Raw genomic sequence first — 23,910 nt, forward strand, 5'->3', positions numbered from 1 at the left:
AAGCGTTGTTCAAAATTGCTCCCGGCAATTTTGTCCTGTCTCGTTTCGCCTCTGGCCGCCATCCCTGGCGTCCAGCCTTTGTCATCCGGTCTCTGGTTCGCCGATTTCAGCGGGGACTCAACATCCGTGCCACATTCAGGCGATGAAGAAGGTTAAGGGGGCGCGATAGCCCCCTTAACACGTTCACCGCAGCGGATTATGCAGGTAGCAGGAATGTCTGAGTGAACGGAACGATACCACTGAAATAATAAAGTGCCCTGGTGTCGCTTAACTGTCTGGCATTACAACCGAGGTTGCCGTTTTTACTGTTTGCGGCCATCTCCTGATGGGAGAGGCCTCACTAATTTACATCACGACGCCAACGACAACTCACGCTTCCCCGCGTTTTGCAGCAGCCACTGTGCAACGCGAGACTGTTGTTCGGCATCCAGCCACATCCCTTCTTTGGTACGACGCCAGATGGCATCATCCAGGCGGCGAACCCATTCATGTTCGACCAGATAACGCAGCTCGGCTTCATACAGCTCGTGGCCAAAATGTTCGCCCAGGTCGGCAATCTCTTTCGCTTCCCCGAGGATCCATTCGGTATTGCTGCCGTAGGTGCGGGCGTAATGGCGCGCCATTGATTCAGTAATGAAGGGGTAGCGACGACGCAGTTTCGCGGCATAATCATCGCGGTTGCCACCGATATCACCACCAGGCAGTACCGCGCCTTTCGTCCATGCCGGGCCAATACCTTTGTAGTACGGCACCAGTTTTTCCAGCGCGTGTTCGGCCAGTTTACGGTAAGTGGTGAGTTTGCCACCAAACACCGACAGCAGTGGTGCCTGACCGTCTACGTCATGAATATCGAGCGTATAGTCGCGGGTGATAGCCTGCGGTGAGTCAGATTCGTCATCACACAGCGGACGCACACCGGAATAAGTCCAGACCACATCATTACGTGCCAGCTGTTTCTTAAAGTGCGCGTTATACACTTTCAGCAGGTAGTTCACTTCGCTCTCGTCAATCTCGACGTTTTTCGGGTCGCCTTTGTACTCCACGTCGGTGGTGCCGATGATGGAAAACTCGTCCATCCACGGGATCACAAACACAATGCGCTTATCTTCGTTCTGCAGAATGTAGGCCTGTTTCTGGGTATGCACGCGAGGCACAACAATGTGGCTGCCTTTGATCAGACGGATACCATAAGGTGAAGGCAGGTGCATTCCCTCGTCAAAGAACTGTTTCACCCACGGACCGGTGGCGTTCACCAGGCCGCGCGCTTTCCAGCTGAACTTCTCGCCAGTGTCCACGTCTTCCGCTTCGACAATCCACAAGCCGTTTTCACGACGGGCAGCGGTGGCGCGGGTACGGGTTTTCACTTCGCCACCTTTCCTCTCTACCATCTGCGCATTGGCCAGGACCAGGCGCGCATCGTCCACCCAGCAGTCGGAATATTCGAATCCGCGCACGATTTCAGGCTTAAGTACCGATTCTGAGCCAAAACGCAAACCATTCGAACCTGGCAGGCTGGTACGTTTACCCAGGTGATCGTACATAAACAGACCAATTCGGATCATCCATGCCGGACGCAGGTGTGGACGGTGTGGCAGGCGGAAGCGCATTGGGATCGCCAGGTGCGGAGCCATCTTCAGCAGCACTTCACGTTCGGCCAGTGCTTCACTGACCAGGCGGAATTCGTAGTGTTCCAGGTAGCGCAGGCCACCATGGATCAGTTTTGAGCTGGCGGACGATGTCGCACAGGCGAGATCGTTAGCTTCCAGCATCAGTACGGATAATCCGCGTCCTGCGGCATCGACCGCAATCCCGGCACCGTTGATGCCACCGCCTATCACAATCAGATCTTTGGTTTCCATGTCACCCTCACGCACTTTCGTTAAAGCTCAAAAATGTTCGATATCGCTCATAATAGCAAAGGAACGCGCTTTTGGTAACATCAAAAAAACAATTTAGAGTGATATGGATAACATAATGGCGTTTACCTGCCGCCAGGACGTACACTACGGGGTAAAATAGTGCCGTTGACCAATGTAAAGAGAACACCATGGATCACTTTGAATGTATTAACGTAGAAGAAGCCCATCAGAAGATGCACCAGGGAACGGCGGTGCTGGTGGATATCCGTGATCCGCAGAGTTTTGCGATGGGCCACACGCCGGGCGCGTTCCACCTCACCAACGACACGCTGGGTGCGTTTATGCGTGATAACGACTTCGACACGCCGGTAATGGTGATGTGCTACCACGGCAACAGCAGTAAAGGGGCGGCGCAGTATCTGCTCCAGCAGGGCTACGACGCGGTGTACAGTGTCGATGGTGGTTTCGATGCCTGGCATCGTCATTTCCCGGCAGAAGTTGAGCACGCGTTTGGCGGCTAAAACCATTCGCTCTATACTGTTCCCCTTTGTGTGGAAATAAGCGACCGCTGCTCATGTTGATGATCACCTCTTTTACCAACCCGCGCGTCGCCCAGGCGTTTGTCGATTATATGGCGACGCAGGGCGTCATCCTGACCATTCAACAACATACTCAGACCGACGTCTGGCTGGCGGACGAGAGTCAGGCCGCACGAGTGAATGCAGAGCTGGCGCGTTTCCTGGAGAACCCTGGCGATCCGCGCTATCTGGCGGCAAGCTGGCAGTCCGGCCAGACCGGCAGCGGGTTGCACTACCGTCGTTTTCCTTTCCTTGCCACCATTCGCGAGCGCGCAGGCCCGTTTACGCTGCTACTGATGGCCGCCTGCATTATCGTCTTCATTATTATGAATGTGGCGGGCGACCAGAGCGTGATGATCGCCCTGGCGTGGCCGTATGATCCCTCGCTGGAATTTGATGTCTGGCGCTATTTTACCCATGCGCTGATGCACTTCTCGGTGATGCATATTCTCTTCAACCTGCTGTGGTGGTGGTATCTCGGCGGTGCCGTGGAGAAACGTCTGGGCAGTGGCAAACTGATTGTTATTACAATTATCAGTGCCTTGTTAAGCGGCTATGTGCAGCACAAATTCAGCGGCCCGTGGTTTGGCGGTTTATCTGGTGTGGTATATGCCCTGATGGGCTACGTCTGGCTCAGAGGCGAGCGCGATCCTGCCAGCGGTATCTATTTGCAACGCGGGTTGATAACCTTTGCATTAATATGGTTAATTGCCGGATGGTTTGATTTGTTTGGCATGTCTATCGCCAACGGTGCGCACGTTACCGGGCTGGCCGTCGGGCTGGCGATGGCCTTTGCCGATACGCTTCATGCGCGAAAACGAACATAATTTCCAGGGATATTTGATGAAACAAACACAACGTCATGACGCCATTATCGAACTGGTAAAAAAGCAGGGATACGTCAGTACCGAAGAGCTGGTGGAACAGTTTGCCGTCAGCCCACAAACCATCCGTCGTGACCTGAACGACCTGGCCGATCAAAACCGTATTCTGCGCCACCACGGCGGCGCGGCGCTGCCGTCCAGCTCGGTTAACACCTCCTGGCATGACCGCAAAGCAACGCAAACGGCAGAGAAGGAGCGCATTGCCCGTAAAGTGGCAAGCCAGATCCCGAACGGTGCGACGCTGTTTATTGATATCGGCACCACGCCGGAAGCAGTCGCCCATGCGCTGCTGGAACACGAGAACCTGCGCGTGGTCACCAACAACCTGAACGTGGCGAATACCCTGATGCAGAAAGATGATTTCCGCATCATCCTCGCGGGCGGCGAATTGCGCAGCCGTGACGGCGGTATTATTGGTGAAGCGACGCTCGATTTTATCTCTCAGTTCCGCCTCGATTTCGGCATCCTGGGGATCAGCGGTATCGACAGCGACGGCTCGTTGCTGGAGTTTGATTATCACGAAGTGCGCACCAAGCGGGCCATTATTGAAAACTCACGTCATGTCATGCTGGTGGTGGATCACTCCAAGTTTGGTCGTAACGCGATGGTGAATATGGGCAGTATCAGTATGGTCGATGCGGTCTATACCGACGTGATGCCGCCAGCAGGTGTGATGCAGGTGATTAAGGATAATAATCTGCAGTTAGAGTTGTGTTGAAAAGCCTTTCTCCCTCTCCCTGTGGGAGAGGGCCGGGGTGAGGGCATCAGGCCGAACAGACCTTAAACCCCGTACCCCATCATCTTCAGCAATTGCTGCGCATGTTGTACGGCATCCTGACGATGTGCCACACCCAACTTCTGGTACAAATTGCGGATATGCGTTTTGATGGTGGTTGCCGCCACCGCCAGCTCACCGGCAATCTGCTCATTGCTGTAGCCTGAATAGATCAGCCCCAGAACCTGCCATTCACGCTGGGTGAGTGGGCTGGTGCGGATAAGTTCCGGCACTTCAGGGTGATTCAGCAGGCGTTCAACAAAGTTCTCATCAAAGTGCGCAAACTTGTGGCGATGATGCTGGTTAATTTCACGCAGAATACGCTGTGCGCGATGCTGATCCAGCTCTGGCAGCGTATTGAGCTGAATAAGCTGACGCAGTTGTTGCGCCATCACTTCGCCTTCAATCACAAAGTGGCTGATAAACCCGGTGCGGTTAGCCAGCTGCAATGCTTCCAGCAACACTCGCTGGGCATCATTTTTACGCCCAGCCTGCCAGTAGAGCTGATTAAGCAACAGCAGGTTACGGTTTAGATCGCTCATCAGACGCAGGCTGCGGGCATTTTCATTCAGCTCTTCCAGCACAATCTCGGCTGGTTCAAAATCACCAAGCAGGATCTGCACGCGGGCAATGTTCCGCCACTGGCTTTGCAGGAAGTGGTTGTTAGCGAATGCCGGTTTAGGCGTCTGGCGTAGCCAGTTGGCGGCAGATTTTTTGTCGCCGGTCATTTGCCAGTAAATGACCCGTACCTTATCGGCGTTCGAAACCCAGTCGCAATGGTACTGGCCGTTACCGAGCAGGTTTTCCAGGCGGTTAAGGTGGTTGCGGGCGTTATCCAAATCCCCGCGTGCCAGCGAGCACTGCACCAACAGCGCGAGACATTGTAACTGCTGCTGTGGCTGGAAACCTGAGAGCACGTCAACACCCTGGCGGGCGCAGCTTTCTGCCTCATCCAGACGCGACCACGCCCACAGCAGCTGAGCGCGAATACGTAACAGGAACTCGTGCATTGGCAGCTGTTCCAGATGTTGTTCACGAACGAGCTGGAATGCTTTTTCCTGATTTTCCCAGGCGGCTTGCAGGAACCCCTGAGCAAATAAAATTTCACTTTGCTGGATCAGGCTCCATAACGCGTAGTGCCAGACATCATGGCGACGTGCCATCTGTTCGGTTTGTTGCATCAGCGACAGGGAACGCGTCAGGTCACCTTTGCAGTGCAGGACTTCACCGTGTACTGAGGTGGCAACGATGCGGCTGTAGAAGTTTGCCAGCGGCAGCTCATCAAGAGCAACCATCGCCAGGCGCTCCGCCTCTTCCGGGTCACCCGCGTTAATTGCCACCTGTGCGCGCAGCGCGTTAAATTCACCGTGCAGCGTGATATCCATTTCACTTTCCATCTCCTGCTCGGCGCGTGCCAGCAGGGTATTCACTTCGCTGTAGCGATGCTGGCTTTGCATCAGCCAGGCCTGCAGGAGCACAAGACGTGGGTTCTCCAGCAGGCTTTCCCACGGCAGGGCTTTTAATGACTCTTCAAGCAGCGTCAGTTCGCTGTGGTTAAATAAGCCCCATGCATGGTTGAGCAGGATATCGCGTAGCATGCTGGCATCACCGGCAGCCAGCGCGTGGTGGATTGCCTCGCTCGGGAAACCTTGCGCCATCCAGCTTTCGGCGGCAGCGCGGTGGATCTCCGGCAACTCGACGGCAAGCTCCCACTGACAACGCTGGCGCAGGAAGCTGCCAAACAGCGGGTGATAGCTAAACCATTCGCCAGGATCGTCCATGCGCGTCAGGAACAGGCCCTGACGTTCAATCTCTTCGAGCTGGAGCTGGCCGTTCTCGCTGCCGGTCACGCGCACAATCAGCGCGTCGTTCATGGAACGCAGCAGGGAACTTTTTAGCAGGAAATTACGGGTAGAAGGATCGACGCTGTCCAGTACCTCATCCACCAGATAATCGGACAGATGGCTGGCGTTAATACCCGCCAGGCGACGCGCAGACTGATGCGTCGGGCTTTTGTTTTGCCGGGCAGACAGGGCAATCAGCTGCAGCGCTGTGGCCCAGCCTGCAACATCATCGCACAGGCGGCTGCTTTCGGAGGCCTCAATGGGTGAGGTCAGACGGCAGTCAAAGAACTGTTTGGCTTCCTGGTGGGTAAAGGCCAACTGCTGGCTACCCACTTCCAGTAGCTGATCGCGTACGCGCAGGTTGGCAATACCCAGCTGCGGCAGGTTACGCGACAGTACGACCAGGGTCAGGTTTTCCGGCTGATGGCGCAGGAAGAAACGCATCGACTCGTGGATAACCGGGTTGGTGATCAGATGATAATCATCAATCACCACATACAGCGGACGATGCCATTCGGCCAGTTCAATAAACAGCTGTGAAAAAAGCGAGGACAGACTGGCGTACTGGCGCTTTTGCACCATTACCTCACTGGTCGTGCAGTGTCCATTGGTTGCCTGTTGAATGGCGGCAACCAGATAGCTGGCAAAACGCTCTTGCTGGTTATCGCCCTCGTCGAGGGAGTACCAGCCAAGATCGCTCTTACCTGCGGCCCATTGCGAAATGAGCGTTGTTTTTCCATAACCTGCAGGGCTCGTAACCAGCGCCAGTCGGAAATTATGCGCGCCGGAAAGTTTAGCCAACAGACGTTCGCGGACCACTGTATGGTCAAGACGAACCGGGCGACTTAATTTTGACGGAATCAACATAGTTTTCACTTCACTGTGGGGAACGAGGGAATCTATTTTTTTTGCGCTTCGTAATTAATAGCTATAAGGTCGGCCAGAAAGAGAACTATTGCAAGTTATGTCTGGGTTTTGTGGCTGTGAATTTGCACTCTGTCACAAAACATTCCACCTGGAACCGGAACTTTTTAGAATGGCCCGAATGCCGCGTGGATGCTGGATTACGTACATTCAGTGCGGGTACGCTGAAACTGGTTTCATAAAGGTATAATGACGCCAAAGTTAATAAAGTTTCGGTAAAGTTGAGAGGGATTAATAGTGTTCTGAGAGAGGCCCCAATGGCAGAAATATTATTCTGCGTAAGTAATCATTTCCACGCGTATTAATTTTTTACGAAACCGCATTTCATTTTTTTGACACTCTCCCCGGTTATCTTTTTCCCTTCGGGGCACACTCAAACTATGCTCTCAGAGTGGCCTTGATCACACTTTTATGCTCATCCCCGCTACTCCTCCCTGCCTAATCCCCCGCAGGAGGAGGAAGTGGCGAAGTGAGCCAGGCACACTAGCGCCAACATGTGTTTTCTCTCTACAGGATGCCGATTCCCTATGTCACAGCCTACCTTCAACAAAGCTCAATTTCAGGCTGCCCTGACGCGTCAGTGGCAGCGTTTTGGTCTTCATGCTGCAAACGAGATGACGCCTCACCAGTGGTGGCAGGCGGTGAGCGGTGCGCTCGCAGAGCAGCTGGATGCTCAACCGGTAGCAAAGCCTGTTAAAGGCCAGCGCCATGTGAACTATATTTCGATGGAATTCCTGATTGGCCGTCTGACCGGCAACAACCTGCTGAACCTCGGCTGGTATCAGGACGTGGGCGACGTGTTGAAAGAGCACGACGTGAACCTGACAGACCTGCTGGAAGAAGAGATTGACCCGGCACTGGGTAACGGTGGTTTGGGGCGTCTGGCGGCCTGTTTCCTTGATTCAATGGCAACGGTAGGTCAGTCGGCAATTGGCTATGGCCTGAACTACCAGTACGGTCTGTTCCGCCAGTCGTTTGCTGAAGGTCATCAGATGGAAGCACCGGATGACTGGCACCGCAATACGTACCCGTGGTTCCGCCACAATGCGCAGCTTGATGTGCAGGTGGGCATTGGCGGTAAGGTATCAAAACAAGGGGTCTGGGAACCTGCCTTTACGCTTACCGGTGAAGCCTGGGATCTGCCGGTGCTGGGCTACCGTAACAGTGTGGCACAACCTCTGCGCCTGTGGCAGGCGAAGCATGCTCATCCGTTTAACCTGACCAAATTCAACGACGGTGATTTCCTGCGTGCTGAGCAACAGGGTATCGACGCTGAGAAACTGACGAAAGTGCTCTACCCGAATGACAACCATCTGGCGGGCAAGAAACTGCGTCTGATGCAGCAATACTTCCAGTGTGCCTGTTCCGTAGCGGATATTCTGCGTCGTCATCACCTGGCAGGTCGCAAGCTGGCACAGCTGCCAGACTTTGAAGTGATTCAGCTTAACGACACCCACCCGACCATTGCGATCCCTGAACTGCTGCGTGTGCTGATTGATGAACATCAACTGAGCTGGGATGACGCCTGGGCAATCACCAGCCGTACGTTTGCCTACACCAACCATACGCTGATGCCAGAGGCGCTGGAGTGCTGGGATGAGAAGCTGGTGAAGGCGCTGCTGCCGCGCCACATGCAGTTAATCAATGAGATTAACGACCGCTTTAAAGTGCTGGTGAAAAAGACCTGGCCGGGTAATAAAGAGGTGTGGGCGAAGCTGGCTGTGGTTCACGACAAACAGGTGCGCATGGCGAACATGTGTGTGGTGAGCGGTTTTGCGGTCAACGGTGTGGCGGCGCTGCACTCGGATCTGGTGGTGAAAGATCTGTTCCCGGAATACCACCACCTGTGGCCGACCAAATTCCACAACGTGACCAACGGTATCACGCCACGTCGCTGGATCAAGCAGTGCAACCCGCTGCTGGCCGACCTGCTGGATAAAACCCTGAAGAAAGAGTGGGCCAACGATCTGGATCAGCTCATCAATCTGGAAAAATACGCCGACGACGCGAAATTCCGTGAACAGTACCGCGCCATCAAGCTGGAGAACAAAGTGCGTCTGGCGGCGTTTGTAAAAGCGCGTACCGGGATTGAGATCAACCCACAGGCCATTTTCGACATCCAGATTAAACGTCTGCATGAGTACAAACGCCAGCACCTGAACCTGCTGCACATTCTGGCGCTGTATAAAGAGATCCGCGAGAACCCGAAAGCTAACCGCGTTCCACGCGTGTTCCTGTTCGGTGCAAAAGCGGCACCGGGTTACTACCTGGCGAAAAACATTATCCTCGCCATCAACAAAGTGGCAGAAGCGATCAACAACGATCCGAAAGTGGGCGACAAGCTGAAGGTGGTGTTCCTGCCGGATTACTGTGTCTCCGCAGCAGAGATGTTGATCCCGGCGGCGGATATCTCCGAGCAGATCTCCACGGCGGGTAAAGAAGCCTCCGGTACCGGCAACATGAAGCTGGCGCTGAACGGCGCGCTCACCGTCGGTACGCTTGACGGTGCGAACGTTGAAATTGCTGAGAAGGTCGGGGAAGAGAACATCTTTATCTTCGGACATACCGTTGAAGAAGTGAAAGCCATCAAGGCCAAAGGTTACGACCCGGTGAAATGGCGTAAGAAGGACAAAGTGCTTGATGCTGTCCTGAAAGAACTGGAAAGCGGTAAATACAGCGATGGCGACAAGCACACGTTTGACCAGATGCTGCACAGCATGAACAAACACGGCGGCGACCCGTATCTGGTGATGGCGGACTTCGCGGCGTACGTGGAAGCACAAAAACAGGTCGACGTGCTGTATCGCGACCAGGAAGCCTGGACCCGGGCGTGCATCCTGAACACTGCCCGCTGCGGTATGTTCAGCTCTGACCGCTCAATCCGTGATTATCAGGCTCGTATCTGGCAGGCAAAACGCTAAGGAAGCGCGATGGAGAGTAAACGTCTGGATAGTGCCGCGCAGGCGGCGGGGATCAGCCTCAGTTACATTAATGCTCACGGCAAACCACAGTCTATTGGCGCTGACACCAAAAGACGTTTGCTGGATGCCATGCACAAAGCCGACGCGAAAGCGTCGGTTGCTCCGGTACCGAACGTGAAGGTCTTTACTGCGGGCAAAAAGATGCCGCTGACGGTGGAGGGGCGAGGCGAGTTTAGCTGGCTTCTCACCACTGAAGAGGGTCATCAGCACAAAGGCCATGCCACTGGAGGCAAGGCTCTTAACCTTCCGGCAAAACTGCCGGAGGGCTACCACACATTAACGCTCACCCAGGACGACCAGCGTTTTCACTGCCGGCTGATTGTTGCGCCAAAACGCTGCTATGAGCCACAGGCATTGCTCGAAGGCAAAAAGTTGTGGGGTGCATGCGTGCAGCTCTACACGCTGCGCTCCGACAGCAACTGGGGCATCGGTGATTTTGGCGACCTGAAAAAGATGCTGACGGACGTCGGCGAACGCGGCGGTGCGTTTATCGGCCTCAACCCGATCCACGCGCTCTATCCGGCGAACCCGGAAAGTGCCAGCCCGTATAGCCCGTCATCTCGCCGCTGGCTGAACGTGATTTATATCGACGTTAACGCGTTAGAGGATTTCAAAAACAGCAAAGAGGCGCAGTCGTGGTGGAAACTCGCGACGACGCAGCACATGCTGAAAGAGGCCCGCGATGCGGAGTGGGTCGATTACTCTACCGTCACCTCCCTGAAGATGGCCGCGCTGCGTCTGGCGTGGAAAGGCTTTGCGAAGCGTGATGATGAACAAATGGCGGCTTTCCGTCAGTTTGTGACGCAGGAAGGTGAGAGCCTTTACTGGCAGGCGGCGTTCGATGCGCTGCATGCATATCAGGTGAAAGAGGATGAAATGCGCTGGGGCTGGCCGGTATGGCCGCAGGCATATCAATCCGTAGACACCCCTGAAGTGAAAGCATTTTGTCAAAAGCATGCCGATGAGGTGGACTTCTACCTGTGGCTGCAATGGCTGGCGTACAGCCAGTTTGCGGCCTGCTGGCAGGTGAGCCAGGGTTATAAAATGCCGATCGGCCTGTATCGTGACCTGGCCGTCGGTGTGGCAGAAGGGGGGGCGGAAACCTGGTGTGATCGCGAGCTTTACTGCCTGAAAGCCTCTGTTGGTGCACCGCCGGATATTCTTGGCCCGCTCGGTCAGAACTGGGGCTTACCGCCGATGGATCCACACGTGATGGCGGCGCGCGCATACGAGCCGTTTATCGACCTGTTGCGCGCCAACATGCAAAACTGCGGGGCGCTGCGTATTGACCACGTGATGTCCGTGCTGCGCCTGTGGTGGATCCCTTATGGTGAAACGGCGGATCACGGGGCTTACGTGCAGTATCCGGTTGACGATCTGCTGTCGATCCTGGCGCTGGAAAGTAAACGCCATCAGTGCATGGTGATCGGTGAAGATCTCGGTACCGTACCGGTGGAGATCGTCAGCAAGCTCCGCGATAGCGGCGTGTATTCCTACAAAGTGCTCTATTTTGAAAACAACCATGAGAAAACCTTCCGCGCGCCAAAAGCGTATCCGGAACAGTCAATGGCAGTCGCGACGACGCATGATCTTCCTACGCTGCGTGGCTATTGGGAAAGCGGCGATCTGACGCTTGGTAAAACGCTGGGTCTTTATCCTGATGAAGAGGTGCTATGCGGTCTGTATCAGGATCGCGAGCTGGCGAAGCAGGGGCTGCTGGATGCGCTGCATAAGCATGGCTGTCTGCCGAAACGTGCCGGGCATAAGGCTTCGCTGATGTCGATGACCCCCACGCTTAACCGGGGGTTACAACGCTACATCGCTGACAGTAACAGTGCCTTGCTGGGTCTGCAGCCGGAAGACTGGATTGATATGGCCGGGCCGGTGAACATTCCGGGAACCAGCTATCAGTACAAGAACTGGCGTCGTAAGTTGTCCGTGAGTCTTGAGAAGATGTTTGCCGATGAGGGGGTGAACAAGCTGATTAAGGATTTGGATAAGCGCAGAAAAGCTGTAGTGAAGAAGAAATAAAAAAGAACCCGCCTGTTGGCGGGTTCTTTTTTTACATCAGAGTGCCATATTCAGCAGCAGAACCCCGACCAGGCCACACACCGAAATAATGGTTTCCAGCATTGACCAGGACTTGATAGTTTCACCGATCGTCAGGTTGAAGTACTCCTTGAACAGCCAGAAGCCCGGATCGTTTACGTGAGAGAAAATCACGCTACCGGAACCGACCGCGATAACCATCAGCTCAGGGCTGACGCCGGTGGTCGCAATCAGCGGCGCAACGATACCACCCGCAGTAATTGCCGCAACGGTTGCAGAGCCAAGCGCAATACGCAGAACCGCAGCAATAGACCAGGCCATAAAGAGTGGTGACACGTTGGTTTCATGCATCATGGAGGCGATGTATTTATCCACGCCACTGTCGACCAGAACCTGTTTGAACGCACCGCCACCGCCGATGATCAGGAGCATCATGGCAATGATTTTGATGGAAGAGATCAGCGTGTCGTTGATCTGATCCATTGAACGACCACGGTTCAGACCGAAGGTAAACATCGCGATCAGTACCGCAATCAGTGTTGCCATGACCGGGTCACCCAGGAATTCCGCAACGGCCAGGAAGGCGTGATCTTTTGGCAGGATCATCTCTGCTATAGCACGCATGGCCATCAGGATCACCGGTACCAGAGATGTCCAGACGCTGACGCCAAAGCCAGGCATCTCTTCTTCAGTGAAGGTTTTCGCGCTGTACAGACCTTCCGGGATAGGCTTATCAATACCTTTCAGGAAGCGCGCGTATACCGGACCTGCCAGAATGACGGTTGGGATCGCCAGAATTGTACCGAACAGCAGTGTTTTACCCATATCGGCGTGGAAAATAGTTGCAATAGCGGTTGGGCCAGGGTGTGGTGGCAGGAAGCCGTGCGTCACGGACAGCGCCGCCGCCATTGGCACACCTACATACAGCAGTGGGATATTTGCCGCAGCCGCAATGGTGAACACCAGTGGCAGCATCAGCACGAAGCCCACTTCATAGAACAGCGCAAAACCGACGGTAAAACCGGTTAATACCACCGCCCACTGGATATTTTTCTTACCGAATTTGGCGATAAGTGTGGTTGCGATGCGCTGCGCACCACCGCAGTCTGCCAGCATTTTGCCGAGCATGGCACCAAAGCCCATGATCAACGCCAGGCCGCCGAGCGTACCGCCTACACCTGCTTTAATCGAGCTAATAACTTTAACCAGCGGCATCCCTTGCATCAGACCGACTGCAAGTGCCACCAGAACCAGAGCGATAAATCCGTTCATTTTGAAACGGATCATCAAGAGCAGTAATAACACAACACCGATAGCGACGATGACTAATGGCATGATTTACCTGGCCTTTGAATTGTTATGGGTAACGTCATTGTGTCAATGACGATTTCCGCTCGTCCCAACTGGGAACAGAGTGTGAACGGCACTAACACGGATACCTGTGAAACTATTAAATGTAGTTATCTGTTATAAGAGTGCTTAGTGCCCACTTGAATGATACGGGTAACATGGCGTGATTGAGAATCACCCTGAGCGGCAAAATTTAAATTATGAGACGCAGGTCAACATATACAGAGGGGAGAGGCGGGCAAACAAAAGCCGGGCGGCGGCTTCGCCTTACCCGGCTTACGAATCAAGATGTGTAGCGTCGCTGTAGGACCGGTAAGCGCAGCGCCACCGGGCAAAGGCAGACGGCTTAGTAGTAAGAGTGCTCGCCGCGCTGGTGTTCGGTCAGATCGCGCACGCCTTTCAACTCAGGGAATTCGTTCAGCAGCTGCTTCTCGATCCCTTCTTTCAGCGTGACGTCGACCATTGAACAGCCGTTACAGCCGCCGCCGAATTGCAGGATCGCCAGGCCATCTTCAGTGATTTCCATCAGTGAGACACGGCCGCCGTGACCTGCCAGCTGTGGGTTGATCTGGGATTGCAGCAGGTACTCAACGCGCTCCATCAGCGGGGCATCGTCAGACACTTTACGCATTTTTGCGTTGGGTGCTTTCAGGGTCAGCTGAGAACCCAGCTGATCGGTGACGAAGTCAATTTCCGCATCGTCAAGATACGGTGCGCTGAGCTCATCAACGTAAGCGGTGAGCTGTTCAAATTTAAGGGCTGTGTCGGTTGCTTCCACCGCGTCCGGAGGGCAATAAGAGACACCACATTCTGCATTCGGAGTGCCTGGATTGATCACAAACACGCGGATCTGCGTCCCTTCTTCCTGATTTGCCAGCAGTTTGGCAAAGTGCGCTTGTGCAGAATCGGAAATACGGATCATAGCTTTGGCCTAATAGTTGACTAAATTACTTGGGTATAATAATACGCCCAATGAAGAAGGGCTACAAGGTACGGCACAGACACCATACCTGAACCGACGCGGCACCGCTTTGCAAAAGCAGTCGGGAAAGTTCAGCAACGGTACTGCCCGTGGTGACGACATCATCCACAATCGCGATATGGAGACCTTCGACCGGTAATTCAAGGCGAAAGGCATTTTTCAGGTTTCTTTTGCGAAGCCGGGCATTGAGCTGATGTTGTACCGCGGTGGCATGGACGCGTTTAAGCGCTGAAACCGCATACCGACATCCCAGCCAGCGCGCGAGAGGCTGGCAGAGCAGGTCACTCTGGTTATAGCCACGCTGCCAGTGACGACGTGGGTGCAGCGGCACATTCATTACCATGTCGACTTTCGGCAGGGCGCGGGTGCGTCGGGCCTGCAAAATCGCCAACAGCAACAGGCGAGCCAGAGGGTGTGCCAGCGTTGTCTGGCCGGAAAACTTCAGCTTGTGGATAAGCCCGCTCAGCGGTGGGACATAATCATCAACCGCCACCAGGGCGCTCCACGGTGGTGATTTTTTCAGGCAGCGGCCACAGGGAAATACCCGGCTCATGGCCGGTAAACCACACTGTGGACACCCCGTGATACGGCCTTCCAGTGAGCGCGTGCAGACAGAACAGACACCCCAGTGACTCAGCGCAAGTGGCATTCGACATAGCCAGCACAAGCCAGGCACTGTTAGCATGTACAACCTCCATGTAAAAAAAGAGAACAGTAACTGATGAAGACTCTGTGGTGGCAGACCGTAGGGACGGGAAATTGCCATCTTGTGCTGCTGCACGGATGGGGACTGAATGCTGAAGTGTGGCATTGCATAAACGAGGAACTTGCCTCGCATTTTACCCTGCACCTGGTGGATTTACCGGGTTTTGGCCGTAGCCACGGCTTTGGTGCGATGTCGCTCGATGAGATGGCGCAGCACGTTCTGGATGCCGCGCCGCAAAATGCCATCTGGCTGGGCTGGAGCCTGGGTGGGCTGGTCGCAAGCAGGATTGCACTGGCAAACCCTGAACGCGTGCAGGCACTGGTGACGGTAGCCTCGTCACCGTGCTTCAGTGCGCAGGACGCATGGCCGGGTATCAAACCCGAGGTACTGGCCGGGTTCCAGCAGCAGCTGAGCGAAGACTTCCAGCGGACGGTTGAGCGTTTCCTGGCATTGCAGACGATGGGAACCGAAACTGCACGTCAGGATGCCCGTATGCTGAAACAGACGGTGCTCTCCCTGCCGATGCCGGACGTAGAGGTGCTTAACGGGGGACTGGAAATACTGAAAACCGTCGATCTGCGTGAATCGCTGACATTGCTTGCCATGCCACACCTGCGTATCTATGGCAACCTTGACGGCCTTGTGCCGCGCAAAGTGATCCCATTACTGGATGCACTGTGGCCAGAAAGCGAATCGCTGGTTGTGCCCAAAGCCGCACATGCGCCGTTTATCTCTCATCCCGCGGAGTTTTGTTCAGCGCTTGTTGCTTTAAGTCAACGTTTAGACTGATTATTTTCTATCCATCCTGGAAAAAGTCACCTACCGCAACCATACTCCAGATGTCGTTGCGGTTGTTCTGCTTTCGATAATCAAAACAACAATCCTATGGAGAATCAGGTTATGAAACTTGTTACAGGTATTGTCACTTCTCTGGTTATTGGGTCACTGTCATTTGGCGTGTTTGCGGCGCAAGAGCTGGAAAAAGACAAGGTGAAAGGGATGCATCTGACCAAGATTGGTCAGATTTCCACGTCTGACACCACCGCGCCAATGGACGCGAGAAAAGAGCTGTCGAAGAAAGCGGATAAACTGGGTGGCAAATATTTCGTGGTCACCAGCGCATCGAAAGATACCAAAAACGTACGTGCAACAGCAGACGTTTATAAGTAATACACTAAAGCCGGGCAGCATTGCCCGGCTTTATTAACGCAGCGCCCACCACACCCTGAGGCAGGCTTTTCCTTCCGGGCAGCTTTTGCAACTGCCAGAGAGACAACCATCCGCATCTTCCTGAATGCGCACGGCTTTTCCCATCGCTTCCAGTCGCTCCAGCATGGCATCAATCATTGGTTGTGGTGTATGCAGGCTGAGGCTCAGCTGTTTCGCGTCCATTCGCCCCTGTAACGCCAGTAAATCGCGAACCTGTATCAATGATGCCATTGTCATTCTCCTTAGTGACAGTCGCCAGCCGGGCTGTTGCAGCAGGACGCCGCGGTTTTGCGGTTCGCCAGCAGGTTGATGTCAACGCGACTGCGCGCCCGACGTAGCAGGCCGAGAACGATCACGTTGAACAGCAGAACTGCCAGGATGCAGACCAGGCTGTACCGTGGGTGCTGGCTAAAGTTAACGGTCTGGTAAAAGAGCGTCGCCAGCGAGTAGGCAATGTTTAGCCCCCACAGGATAGAGAAGCCCATCCAGCCGCGGCTGGACTCGCGGGCAATGGCCCCCATGACGGAGATGCATGGAATATAGAGCAACACGAAGATCAGGTAGCTATAGGCCGCAGACGCGCTGCCAAATTTCTCGCTCATCACACCCATTGCGCCGGTGGCCATTTCGCCATCGCCTTTACTGGCTTCAATAGGGTTCGCCAGCACGCTCAGGCTAAAGGTGTCTTTCAGGCTCTGCCAGGTCTCTTCTGCGGCAGCCAGCAGTTCATCACCGAGGTTAAATTCTGCCGGGTTGAAGGCCTGTTCCTGAATGTTTTCTGCGGTAAAGAGGGTGTTCAGCGTACCAACAACCACCTCTTTTGCCATCGCTCCCGTGAACAGGCCAACGGTCGCCTGCCAGTTGTCCTCATGTACACCGATGGGTTTGAAGACCGGTGTGATGACACGGCTGACGGAGGCGAGGGCGGAGTCGTTGATGTTATCTGCCGCTTGTCCGCTCAGGGTGAAGCTGTTCAGTGCGCTCAGGAAGATGCTTACGATGACAATCACTTTACCGGCGCGCAGAACAAACCCTTTCAGGCGCTGCCAGGTCTGGATCACCAGGCTTTTAAGGTGTGGCACGTGATACACCGGAAGCTCCATCACGAACGGTGACGCTTCGCCACGCATGATGGTGTGTTTCAGCATCAACCCCGTCAGGATCGCCATGACGATGCCGAGTACATACAGTGAGAACACCGCCAGAGCCCCTTGCTGACCAAAGAAGGCCGCTGCAAAGACCGCAAAGATAGCCAGGCGTGCGCCGCAGGACATAAACGGTGCCATCATGATGGTCATCAGACGTTCGCGCGGTGCATCCAGCGTACGTGCGCCCATCACCGACGGCACGTTACAACCGAAACCGACAATCAGTGGGACGAAGGATTTACCCGGCAGACCCAGCGCCTGCATCAGACGATCCATCACGAAGGCCGCGCGCGCCATGTAACCGGAATCCTCAAGGAAGGAGAGGAACAAGTACATCATGCCGATTTGCGGTACCAGCGGCAGAACGGTGTTGATACCGCCACCGATCCCCTGGGCGAGGAAAATAGTCAGCCATTCCGGGAAGTGCAGGGTATAACCCACCCACTGAATACCGTGCACGAATATCGCGACGGAACCCGCATCGAAAATCGGCTGGAGTGCGCCGCCGATGTTAATGGCGAGCAGGAACATCAGGTACATCACCAGTAAAAAGATCGGCAAACCAAGGAAGCGGTTGAGCACCACTTTATCCACGGCGGCGGTAAAGCGGCTTGGCTCAGCCGTCAGAGCGTTACTGACCACATCGCAAATGGCCGCAATGGTCTGGTAGCGTGCGTCGGCGATGTGTAACGCAGGGTCATCCAGCTCGCCACTCAGACGTGCCAGTGCAACATCCAGCTTATCTGCCGCATCGCCTGCATAGGCGCGACTGTAGATATCGCCTTCCAGCATCTGCAACCCGAGCCACAGACGCTGTTTTTCCGGCATGCTTTTGTCCATCTCTTGCGCCAACTGGCCGGCTTCGCGCAGCAGCGGCTGTGCATAATGCACCAGCTCAACATCCTGATTGCTCACGTGACGGTCGATGGTCATCTTCAGGGCATCAATACCCCGTGCGCGGGTGGAAACCAGCGGGACAACCGGGCAGCCCAGGCGCGTGGCGAGGGCATCGACATCTATGCGCAGCTTTTGCTTTTCCGCGATGTCGAGCATGTTGAGCGCCACAATGCAGGGAATACCCAGCTCCAGCAGTTGCAGCGTCAGATACAGGTTGCGCTCCAGATTCGAGGCATCCACGACGTTAATGAGCAAATCGGCGTCGCCGCTCAGAATATAGTGACAGGCAATCTGCTCATCGAGAGACGTTTGTGACGAGATGGTGGTTAACGAATACGTGCCTGGCAGGTCAACCAGCGTGACCTGATTGTCTGTTGTCGCGAACTGGCCTTCTTTACGCTCAACCGTCACGCCCGCCCAGTTACCGACGCGCTGGCGCGCACCCGTCAGCTGGTTAAATAGCGTGGTCTTGCCGGAATTAGGATTGCCAATTAAGCCAATAGTTAATTTTTTCATTATCGTAAACTCACTGAAACCGCTGGCTTGTTATCGGGATAAGGCTTCGACTTCTATTAATGCGAGGTCTTTTTTACGCAGAACCAGATTCACACGTCGGGTTTCGATATGAACAGGATCTCCTAACGGGGCAACGCGCACGACCTGGAATGATGAGCCGGGTAGCATGCCCAGCGACAGCAGCTTTTGCCGATAGGCTGGGCTAATTTCACGGGTAAAACCGGTGATTTTCCATGCACTGTCTGGAGTGAATTGCATAATGCCTGATTCCACGAGAGGTTAAATTATCTACTCTGTGATGATAATGAGAATAGTTTTTATCATCAATCATAAAACTGTGACGGAATGTAGTTTTGGGTATGAATTTACGGCCTGTTTGACCTTGCTCAATATTTTATGAAATGCGGAAAAAAGTAAAACGCGGGAGTTTGTTAACGGAAGGATAATTAGTGGTTTAAATATGGATATGCAATCGGTTTCATATTTGATGAGTAACGTTGGGTCAGCGAGTTAATTAAATTCCCCTCTCCCCATTGGGGAGAGGGTGAAGGGTTAGCGCTTCTTACCCATCGCCGCCGCCAGCGCATCCATCATCGCGCTGTTACCCGCAGGCTGGGCGTCACGCCCACGCGGCTTCGCTGCTTTGGCTGCAGGACGCTGCTGCTCGCGGCCTCCACCATTGCCGCCACGGCGTGCGTTGGTTTCACCGGGCTGCTCGTCCAGGCGCATAGTCAGGGCGATACGTTTGCGCTGCAGATCCACTTCCAGCACTTTCACCTTCACGATATCGCCCGCTTTGACCACGGTATGCGGGTCTTCAACGAACTTATCGGCCAGCGATGAAATGTGAACCAGACCATCCTGATGCACGCCGATATCCACAAACGCACCAAAGTTGGTGACGTTAGTGACCGCACCTTCCAGCACCATACCTGGTAGCAGGTCGTTCATGGTCTCGACACCGTCGGCAAAGGTCGCCGTCTTAAACTCAGGACGCGGATCGCGGCCCGGTTTTTCCAGCTCCTTGATGATGTCGGTAACGGTTGGCACGCCGAACTGTTCGTCGGTGAAATCAGAGGCTTTCAGGTTGCGCAGCGCGCTGTTATCGCCCATCAGATCTTTTAGCGCCTGCTGTGTGGCCGCCAGAATGCGCTCGACAACGGGGTAGGCTTCCGGGTGAACGGTTGACGCATCCAGAGGGTTATCGCCGTGGTTGATGCGCAGGAAGCCCGCGCATTGCTCAAAGGCTTTTGGCCCCAGACGGCTTACCTTCAACAACTGCTGGCGGTTCTGGAACTGACCATTCTCATCACGCCAGGTGACGATGTTCTGTGCCATCATGCGGGTTAAGCCCGCCACGCGGGTCAGCAGGGGGACGGAGGCGGTGTTCAGGTCTACGCCGACGGCGTTTACGCAGTCTTCCACTACCGCATCCAGCTTACGCGCCAGCTGAGTCTGGCTCACGTCGTGCTGATACTGGCCGACACCAATAGATTTCGGGTCGATCTTCACCAGCTCCGCCAGCGGATCCTGCAGACGGCGAGCGATTGAAACGGCACCACGCAGGGAAACGTCCAGATCCGGGAATTCCAGCGCTGCCAGTTCAGAGGCGGAATAGACCGATGCACCCGCTTCACTGACGATCACTTTCTGTGCCGTGACTTTCGGGAACTGTTTCTGAACGTCGAGGTAGAAACGCTCGGTTTCGCGAGATGCAGTACCGTTACCGATGGCAACCAGCTCAACGTTGTGTTTTTCGCACAGCGCCGCAACCGCTACAGCCGCTTTTGCTGCCTGCCCGGTATGCGGATAAATGGTGTCGGTGGCCACCAGTTTACCGGTGCCATCAACCACCGCCACTTTTACGCCGGTACGCAGGCCTGGATCGAGGCCCATCGTCGCGCGCAGGCCTGCAGGGGCGGCCATCAGCAGGTCATGCAGGTTACGGGCGAAGACGTTAATCGCTTCGTCTTCGGCGCGCTCGCGCACGGTGCCCATCAGTTCGGTTTCGAGGTGCATCAGCACCTTGATACGCCACGTCCAGCTCACCACGCCTTTACGCCAGCTGTCCGCCGGGGCGTTGTTGAGGCGCAGGCCGAGGTGGTCGGTAATGATCTGCTCGCAGTGGCTCTCTTTCGGCGGCTCATCAAACTGCGGGTCGGCGTTCAGGGAGAGTTGCAGCACGCCTTCGTTGCGGCCACGGAACATCGCCAGCGCGCGGTGAGACGGGGCGGTAGCGATCGGTTCGTGGTGGTCGAAATAGTCGCGGAATTTCGCGCCTTCTTCCTCTTTACCTGCCACCACCGCAGAGACAATGTGCGCATTCTTCCACAGATAATCACGCACTCTGGAAAGCAGAGTGGCATCTTCGGAGAAGCGCTCCATCAGAATGTAACGTGCGCCATCGAGCGCCGCTTTGGTGTCCGCCACGCCTTTGTCGGCATCGATAAATTTGGCGGCTTCGGTTTCCGGGTCGTGGGACGGCTCGTTCCACAGCAGATCGGCCAGCGGCTCCAGGCCTGCTTCAATCGCAATCTGCCCGCGCGTGCGGCGCTTCGGTTTGTACGGCAGATAGAGATCTTCCAGTTCGGTTTTGCTCAGGGTACCGTTAATGGCCTTTTCCAGATCGCTGGTCAGTTTGTCCTGTTCGCCGATGGATTTGAGGATTGCCTGACGTCGGTCTTCCAGCTCGCGCAGGTAACCCAGACGGGTCTCCAGGTTACGTAGCTGCGTGTCATCCAGACCGCCGGTGACTTCCTTACGATAACGTGCAATAAACGGCACGGTGTTCCCTTCATCAAGCAGGCGAACGGCAGCTTCTACCTGTTCGGCTCTGGCCTGAAGTTCACCCGCAATAATGCGGCAGAGCGAATCTTTCATCATGGCTTTATCATCTGTTGAGTCGAAAAATCAGGGGATAGTTATACGGGCTGGCACGGCAAAATGCCAGCCGTGGGGGGCGCTCTCGGACTATTTAACGTACGCGATCTCGTTCACGTACCAGCTGGCTTCACCTGCAGGGGTCTGCACGATGGCTAAATCGCCCACTTCCTTTTTCAGCAACGCGCGGGCCATTGGCGAGTCGATGGAGATGTAATCCTTACGACCAAAAATTTCATCATAGCCGACAATGCGAAAGCGCAGGGTATTGCCGTCATCATTTTCGATTTCCACCCATGCGCCAAAGAACACTTTGCCTTCCTGTTGCGGCGAGTAATCGACGATTTTGAGATTCTCGAGGCATTTGGTCAGGTAGCGCACCCGACGGTCGATTTCGCGCAGCCGTTTCTTGTTGTACTGGTAGTCGGCGTTCTCACTGCGATCGCCCAGGCTTGCTGCCCAGGTGACTTTTTTGGTCACTTCCGGACGCTCTTCGCGCCACAGGTAATCCATCTCTTTTTTGAGCTTTTCGTACCCTTCGCGGGTGATCAGGGGCGTTTTCATGCGGTGACCTTCAGACCTGGCTTCATTGCAAACCTTGCGCACATTACGTATCAAATAGTCTAACAGACAGTATTAATAATGATTTATGTGATGAAATGTGCAGATAAGCTGCTGTTAAATATGCTTTGTAACAATTTCGACTAGAATTTATACCAGAATTAGCTGGTCGAACACGTGCACTTTTTTAGAATACGCTGTTATTAGACTATCCGAACCTTTGGGAGTACATACAATGCAAGAGAACTACAAAATTCTGGTCGTGGATGACGACATGCGCCTGCGCGCGCTGCTTGAGCGTTATCTGACCGAGCAGGGCTTCCAGGTTCGTAGCGTGGCGAACGCTGAGCAGATGGATCGTCTGCTGACCCGTGAATCTTTCCACCTGATGGTGCTTGATCTGATGCTGCCTGGCGAAGACGGGCTTTCTATCTGCCGCCGTCTGCGTAGCCAGAGTAACCCAATGCCGATCATCATGGTGACGGCGAAGGGCGAAGAGGTTGACCGTATTGTGGGCCTCGAAATCGGCGCGGACGACTACATTCCAAAACCATTTAACCCGCGTGAGCTGCTGGCGCGTATTCGTGCCGTTCTTCGTCGTCAGGCGAATGAGCTGCCGGGCGCACCGTCGCAGGAAGAAGCGGTGATTGCGTTTGGTAAGTTCAAGCTTAACCTCGGTACGCGTGAAATGTTCCGCGAAGATGAGCCAATGCCACTCACCAGCGGCGAGTTTGCGGTACTGAAAGCGCTGGTCAGCCACCCGCGTGAACCGCTTTCCCGTGACAAGCTGATGAACCTGGCGCGTGGTCGTGAATACTCCGCAATGGAACGTTCCATCGACGTGCAGATCTCCCGTCTGCGCCGCATGGTGGAAGAAGATCCGGCGCATCCTCGTTATATTCAGACCGTGTGGGGTCTGGGCTACGTGTTCGTCCCGGACGGTTCTAAAGCATGAGGCGAATGCGCTTCTCACCGCGAAGCTCGTTTGCCCGCACTCTGTTACTGATCGTCACCCTGCTGTTCGTCAGCCTGGTGACGACCTACCTGGTGGTGCTGAACTTTGCGATCCTGCCGAGCCTCCAGCAGTTCAATAAGGTTCTGGCGTACGAAGTCCGTATGCTGATGACTGATAAACTGCAGCTGGAGGACGGCACGCAGTTAGTGGTTCCCCCGGCGTTTCGTCGTGAAATCTACCGTGAGCTGGGCATTTCGCTCTATTCAAATGAAGCGGCAGAAGATGCGGGCCTGCGCTGGGCGCAGCACTATGAATTTCTTAGCCAGCAGATGGCACAGCAGCTTGGCGGCCCAACGGAAGTCCGCGTTGAGGTTAACAAAAGCTCTCCGGTCGTCTGGCTGAAAACCTGGCTGTCACCCAACATCTGGGTGCGCGTCCCGTTGACCGAAATCCATCAGGGAGACTTCTCGCCGCTGTTCCGTTACACCCTTGCCATCATGCTGTTGGCGATAGGGGGGGCGTGGCTGTTTATCCGTATACAAAACCGACCGCTGGTCGACCTGGAGCACGCTGCGCTGCAGGTCGGTAAAGGGATTATTCCACCACCGCTACGTGAATACGGCGCATCGGAAGTCCGTTCGGTAACGCGTGCCTTCAACCATATGGCGGCAGGCGTGAAGCAACTGGCGGACGACCGCACGTTGCTGATGGCAGGCGTCAGCCATGACCTGCGTACCCCGCTGACGCGTATCCGCCTGGCGACGGAGATGATGAGCGAAGACGATGGTTATCTCGCCGAGTCCATTAACAAG

Annotated in this window: 19 protein-coding genes; 9 read left to right on the forward strand and 10 right to left on the reverse strand. The window is 54.9% G+C overall.

The features are described 5' to 3' along the window. Nucleotides 1-350: 350 nt before the first annotated feature. Nucleotides 351-1,859, reverse strand: coding sequence for a glycerol-3-phosphate dehydrogenase (glpD, locus tag ACJ9N4_RS18570; RefSeq protein WP_182272912.1), 1,509 nt, complete (start codon nt 1,857-1,859; stop codon nt 351-353). Nucleotides 1,860-2,047: 188 nt separating this feature from the next. Here glpD and glpE point away from each other — a divergent pair, with 188 nt between their 5' ends. Genes glpE through ACJ9N4_RS18585 form a run of 3 tightly spaced genes read left to right on the forward strand, consistent with a single transcriptional unit; the run spans nt 2,048 to nt 4,039 of the window. After that, the gene (gene glpE, locus ACJ9N4_RS18575) at nt 2,048-2,380 is read left to right on the forward strand and encodes a thiosulfate sulfurtransferase GlpE (protein ID WP_182272911.1); all 333 of its coding nucleotides are present in this window, start codon (nt 2,048-2,050) and stop codon (nt 2,378-2,380) included. A 53-nt stretch (nt 2,381-2,433) separates the two neighbouring features. Beyond that, nucleotides 2,434-3,264 (forward strand): rhomboid family intramembrane serine protease GlpG, encoded by an 831-nt coding sequence (gene glpG / locus ACJ9N4_RS18580; RefSeq protein WP_182919061.1) that lies wholly within the window; start codon nt 2,434-2,436, stop codon nt 3,262-3,264. Nucleotides 3,265-3,280: 16 nt separating this feature from the next. After that, nucleotides 3,281-4,039 (forward strand): DeoR/GlpR family transcriptional regulator, encoded by a 759-nt coding sequence (locus ACJ9N4_RS18585; protein WP_182272909.1) that lies wholly within the window; start codon nt 3,281-3,283, stop codon nt 4,037-4,039. Nucleotides 4,040-4,101: 62 nt separating this feature from the next. On the opposite strand, the gene malT is transcribed toward ACJ9N4_RS18585, so the two are convergent. Beyond that, nucleotides 4,102-6,807, reverse strand: a complete 2,706-nt coding sequence (gene malT / locus ACJ9N4_RS18590; RefSeq protein ID WP_182919060.1) for an HTH-type transcriptional regulator MalT — start codon at nt 6,805-6,807, stop codon at nt 4,102-4,104. A gap of 584 nt (nt 6,808-7,391) precedes the next feature. On the opposite strand from malT, the gene malP reads away from it, so the two are divergent. Both malP and malQ read left to right on the forward strand, forming a co-directional pair. Beyond that, nucleotides 7,392-9,785 (forward strand): maltodextrin phosphorylase, encoded by a 2,394-nt coding sequence (gene malP / locus ACJ9N4_RS18595; protein ID WP_411500703.1) that lies wholly within the window; start codon nt 7,392-7,394, stop codon nt 9,783-9,785. A gap of 9 nt (nt 9,786-9,794) precedes the next feature. Next, a complete protein-coding gene (malQ, locus tag ACJ9N4_RS18600; protein ID WP_182272906.1) occupies nt 9,795-11,876 on the forward strand; it encodes a 4-alpha-glucanotransferase in 2,082 nt (693 codons plus the stop codon). A gap of 36 nt (nt 11,877-11,912) precedes the next feature. Here malQ and gntT read toward each other — a convergent pair whose 3' ends face one another. The 3 genes from gntT to gntX all read right to left on the reverse strand — a co-directional run bounded on the left by gntT (nt 11,913) and on the right by gntX (nt 14,911). Next, nucleotides 11,913-13,229, reverse strand: coding sequence for a gluconate transporter (gntT, locus tag ACJ9N4_RS18605; RefSeq protein WP_182919057.1), 1,317 nt, complete (start codon nt 13,227-13,229; stop codon nt 11,913-11,915). Between the two features lie 361 nt (nt 13,230-13,590). Continuing rightward, a complete protein-coding gene (nfuA, locus tag ACJ9N4_RS18610) occupies nt 13,591-14,166 on the reverse strand; it encodes a Fe-S biogenesis protein NfuA (RefSeq protein WP_014072124.1) in 576 nt (191 codons plus the stop codon). Nucleotides 14,167-14,227: 61 nt separating this feature from the next. Beyond that, nucleotides 14,228-14,911: a DNA utilization protein GntX gene (gene gntX / locus ACJ9N4_RS18615; RefSeq protein WP_182272904.1), complete on the reverse strand. Its 684-nt coding sequence runs from the start codon at nt 14,909-14,911 to the stop codon at nt 14,228-14,230. 36 nt (nt 14,912-14,947) lie between these two features. Here gntX and bioH point away from each other — a divergent pair, with 36 nt between their 5' ends. Beyond that, nucleotides 14,948-15,721, forward strand: coding sequence for a pimeloyl-ACP methyl ester esterase BioH (bioH, locus tag ACJ9N4_RS18620; protein ID WP_411500704.1), 774 nt, complete (start codon nt 14,948-14,950; stop codon nt 15,719-15,721). A 111-nt stretch (nt 15,722-15,832) separates the two neighbouring features. Next, nucleotides 15,833-16,102: a YdgH/BhsA/McbA-like domain containing protein gene (locus tag ACJ9N4_RS18625; RefSeq protein ID WP_182272902.1), complete on the forward strand. Its 270-nt coding sequence runs from the start codon at nt 15,833-15,835 to the stop codon at nt 16,100-16,102. A 33-nt stretch (nt 16,103-16,135) separates the two neighbouring features. On the opposite strand, the gene feoC is transcribed toward ACJ9N4_RS18625, so the two are convergent. The 5 genes from feoC to greB form a co-directional block, all read right to left on the reverse strand. Continuing rightward, a complete protein-coding gene (gene feoC, locus ACJ9N4_RS18630) occupies nt 16,136-16,372 on the reverse strand; it encodes a [Fe-S]-dependent transcriptional repressor FeoC (protein WP_182272901.1) in 237 nt (78 codons plus the stop codon). Between the two features lie 11 nt (nt 16,373-16,383). Continuing rightward, nucleotides 16,384-18,702 carry a Fe(2+) transporter permease subunit FeoB gene (gene feoB, locus ACJ9N4_RS18635; protein WP_411500705.1) on the reverse strand — a complete coding sequence of 773 codons (2,319 nt, stop codon included), beginning with the start codon at nt 18,700-18,702 and terminating at the stop codon, nt 16,384-16,386. Between the two features lie 30 nt (nt 18,703-18,732). Continuing rightward, a complete protein-coding gene (feoA, locus tag ACJ9N4_RS18640) occupies nt 18,733-18,960 on the reverse strand; it encodes a ferrous iron transporter A (protein ID WP_008503050.1) in 228 nt (75 codons plus the stop codon). Nucleotides 18,961-19,254: 294 nt separating this feature from the next. Further along, the gene (locus ACJ9N4_RS18645) at nt 19,255-21,585 is read right to left on the reverse strand and encodes a Tex family protein (RefSeq protein WP_411500706.1); all 2,331 of its coding nucleotides are present in this window, start codon (nt 21,583-21,585) and stop codon (nt 19,255-19,257) included. Nucleotides 21,586-21,672: 87 nt separating this feature from the next. Continuing rightward, a complete protein-coding gene (gene greB, locus ACJ9N4_RS18650; protein ID WP_182272898.1) occupies nt 21,673-22,146 on the reverse strand; it encodes a transcription elongation factor GreB in 474 nt (157 codons plus the stop codon). 232 nt (nt 22,147-22,378) lie between these two features. On the opposite strand from greB, the gene ompR reads away from it, so the two are divergent. After that, nucleotides 22,379-23,098 (forward strand): two-component system response regulator OmpR, encoded by a 720-nt coding sequence (ompR, locus tag ACJ9N4_RS18655; RefSeq protein WP_001157751.1) that lies wholly within the window; start codon nt 22,379-22,381, stop codon nt 23,096-23,098. After that, nucleotides 23,095-23,910, forward strand: an 816-nt coding sequence (gene envZ, locus ACJ9N4_RS18660; RefSeq protein WP_411500707.1) for a two-component system sensor histidine kinase EnvZ, incomplete at its 3' end; no start/stop codon positions are given. The genes ompR and envZ, both read left to right, overlap by 4 nt.

Source organism: Enterobacter sp. LM3, from assembly GCF_046622475.1.
GTDB classification, from domain to species: domain Bacteria; phylum Pseudomonadota; class Gammaproteobacteria; order Enterobacterales; family Enterobacteriaceae; genus Enterobacter; species Enterobacter cloacae_P.

What these genes read in the sequence shown, in the direction of transcription:
- ACJ9N4_RS18625 (WP_182272902.1), top strand. Translation starts at nt 15,833, where the DNA reads ATGAAACTTGTTACAGGTATTGTCACTTCTCTGGTTATTGGGTCACTG.
- nfuA (WP_014072124.1), bottom strand. Translation starts at nt 14,166, where the DNA reads ATGATCCGTATTTCCGATTCTGCACAAGCGCACTTTGCCAAACTGCTG.
- feoA (WP_008503050.1), bottom strand. Translation starts at nt 18,960, where the DNA reads ATGCAATTCACTCCAGACAGTGCATGGAAAATCACCGGTTTTACCCGT.
- ompR (WP_001157751.1), top strand. Translation starts at nt 22,379, where the DNA reads ATGCAAGAGAACTACAAAATTCTGGTCGTGGATGACGACATGCGCCTG.
- malQ (WP_182272906.1), top strand. Translation starts at nt 9,795, where the DNA reads ATGGAGAGTAAACGTCTGGATAGTGCCGCGCAGGCGGCGGGGATCAGC.
- malP (WP_411500703.1), top strand. Translation starts at nt 7,392, where the DNA reads ATGTCACAGCCTACCTTCAACAAAGCTCAATTTCAGGCTGCCCTGACG.
- malT (WP_182919060.1), bottom strand. Translation starts at nt 6,807, where the DNA reads ATGTTGATTCCGTCAAAATTAAGTCGCCCGGTTCGTCTTGACCATACA.
- glpG (WP_182919061.1), top strand. Translation starts at nt 2,434, where the DNA reads ATGTTGATGATCACCTCTTTTACCAACCCGCGCGTCGCCCAGGCGTTT.
- ACJ9N4_RS18585 (WP_182272909.1), top strand. Translation starts at nt 3,281, where the DNA reads ATGAAACAAACACAACGTCATGACGCCATTATCGAACTGGTAAAAAAG.
- gntX (WP_182272904.1), bottom strand. Translation starts at nt 14,911, where the DNA reads ATGCTAACAGTGCCTGGCTTGTGCTGGCTATGTCGAATGCCACTTGCG.
- bioH (WP_411500704.1), top strand. Translation starts at nt 14,948, where the DNA reads ATGAAGACTCTGTGGTGGCAGACCGTAGGGACGGGAAATTGCCATCTT.
- feoB (WP_411500705.1), bottom strand. Translation starts at nt 18,702, where the DNA reads ATGAAAAAATTAACTATTGGCTTAATTGGCAATCCTAATTCCGGCAAG.
- ACJ9N4_RS18645 (WP_411500706.1), bottom strand. Translation starts at nt 21,585, where the DNA reads ATGATGAAAGATTCGCTCTGCCGCATTATTGCGGGTGAACTTCAGGCC.
- feoC (WP_182272901.1), bottom strand. Translation starts at nt 16,372, where the DNA reads ATGGCATCATTGATACAGGTTCGCGATTTACTGGCGTTACAGGGGCGA.
- glpD (WP_182272912.1), bottom strand. Translation starts at nt 1,859, where the DNA reads ATGGAAACCAAAGATCTGATTGTGATAGGCGGTGGCATCAACGGTGCC.
- glpE (WP_182272911.1), top strand. Translation starts at nt 2,048, where the DNA reads ATGGATCACTTTGAATGTATTAACGTAGAAGAAGCCCATCAGAAGATG.
- greB (WP_182272898.1), bottom strand. Translation starts at nt 22,146, where the DNA reads ATGAAAACGCCCCTGATCACCCGCGAAGGGTACGAAAAGCTCAAAAAA.
- gntT (WP_182919057.1), bottom strand. Translation starts at nt 13,229, where the DNA reads ATGCCATTAGTCATCGTCGCTATCGGTGTTGTGTTATTACTGCTCTTG.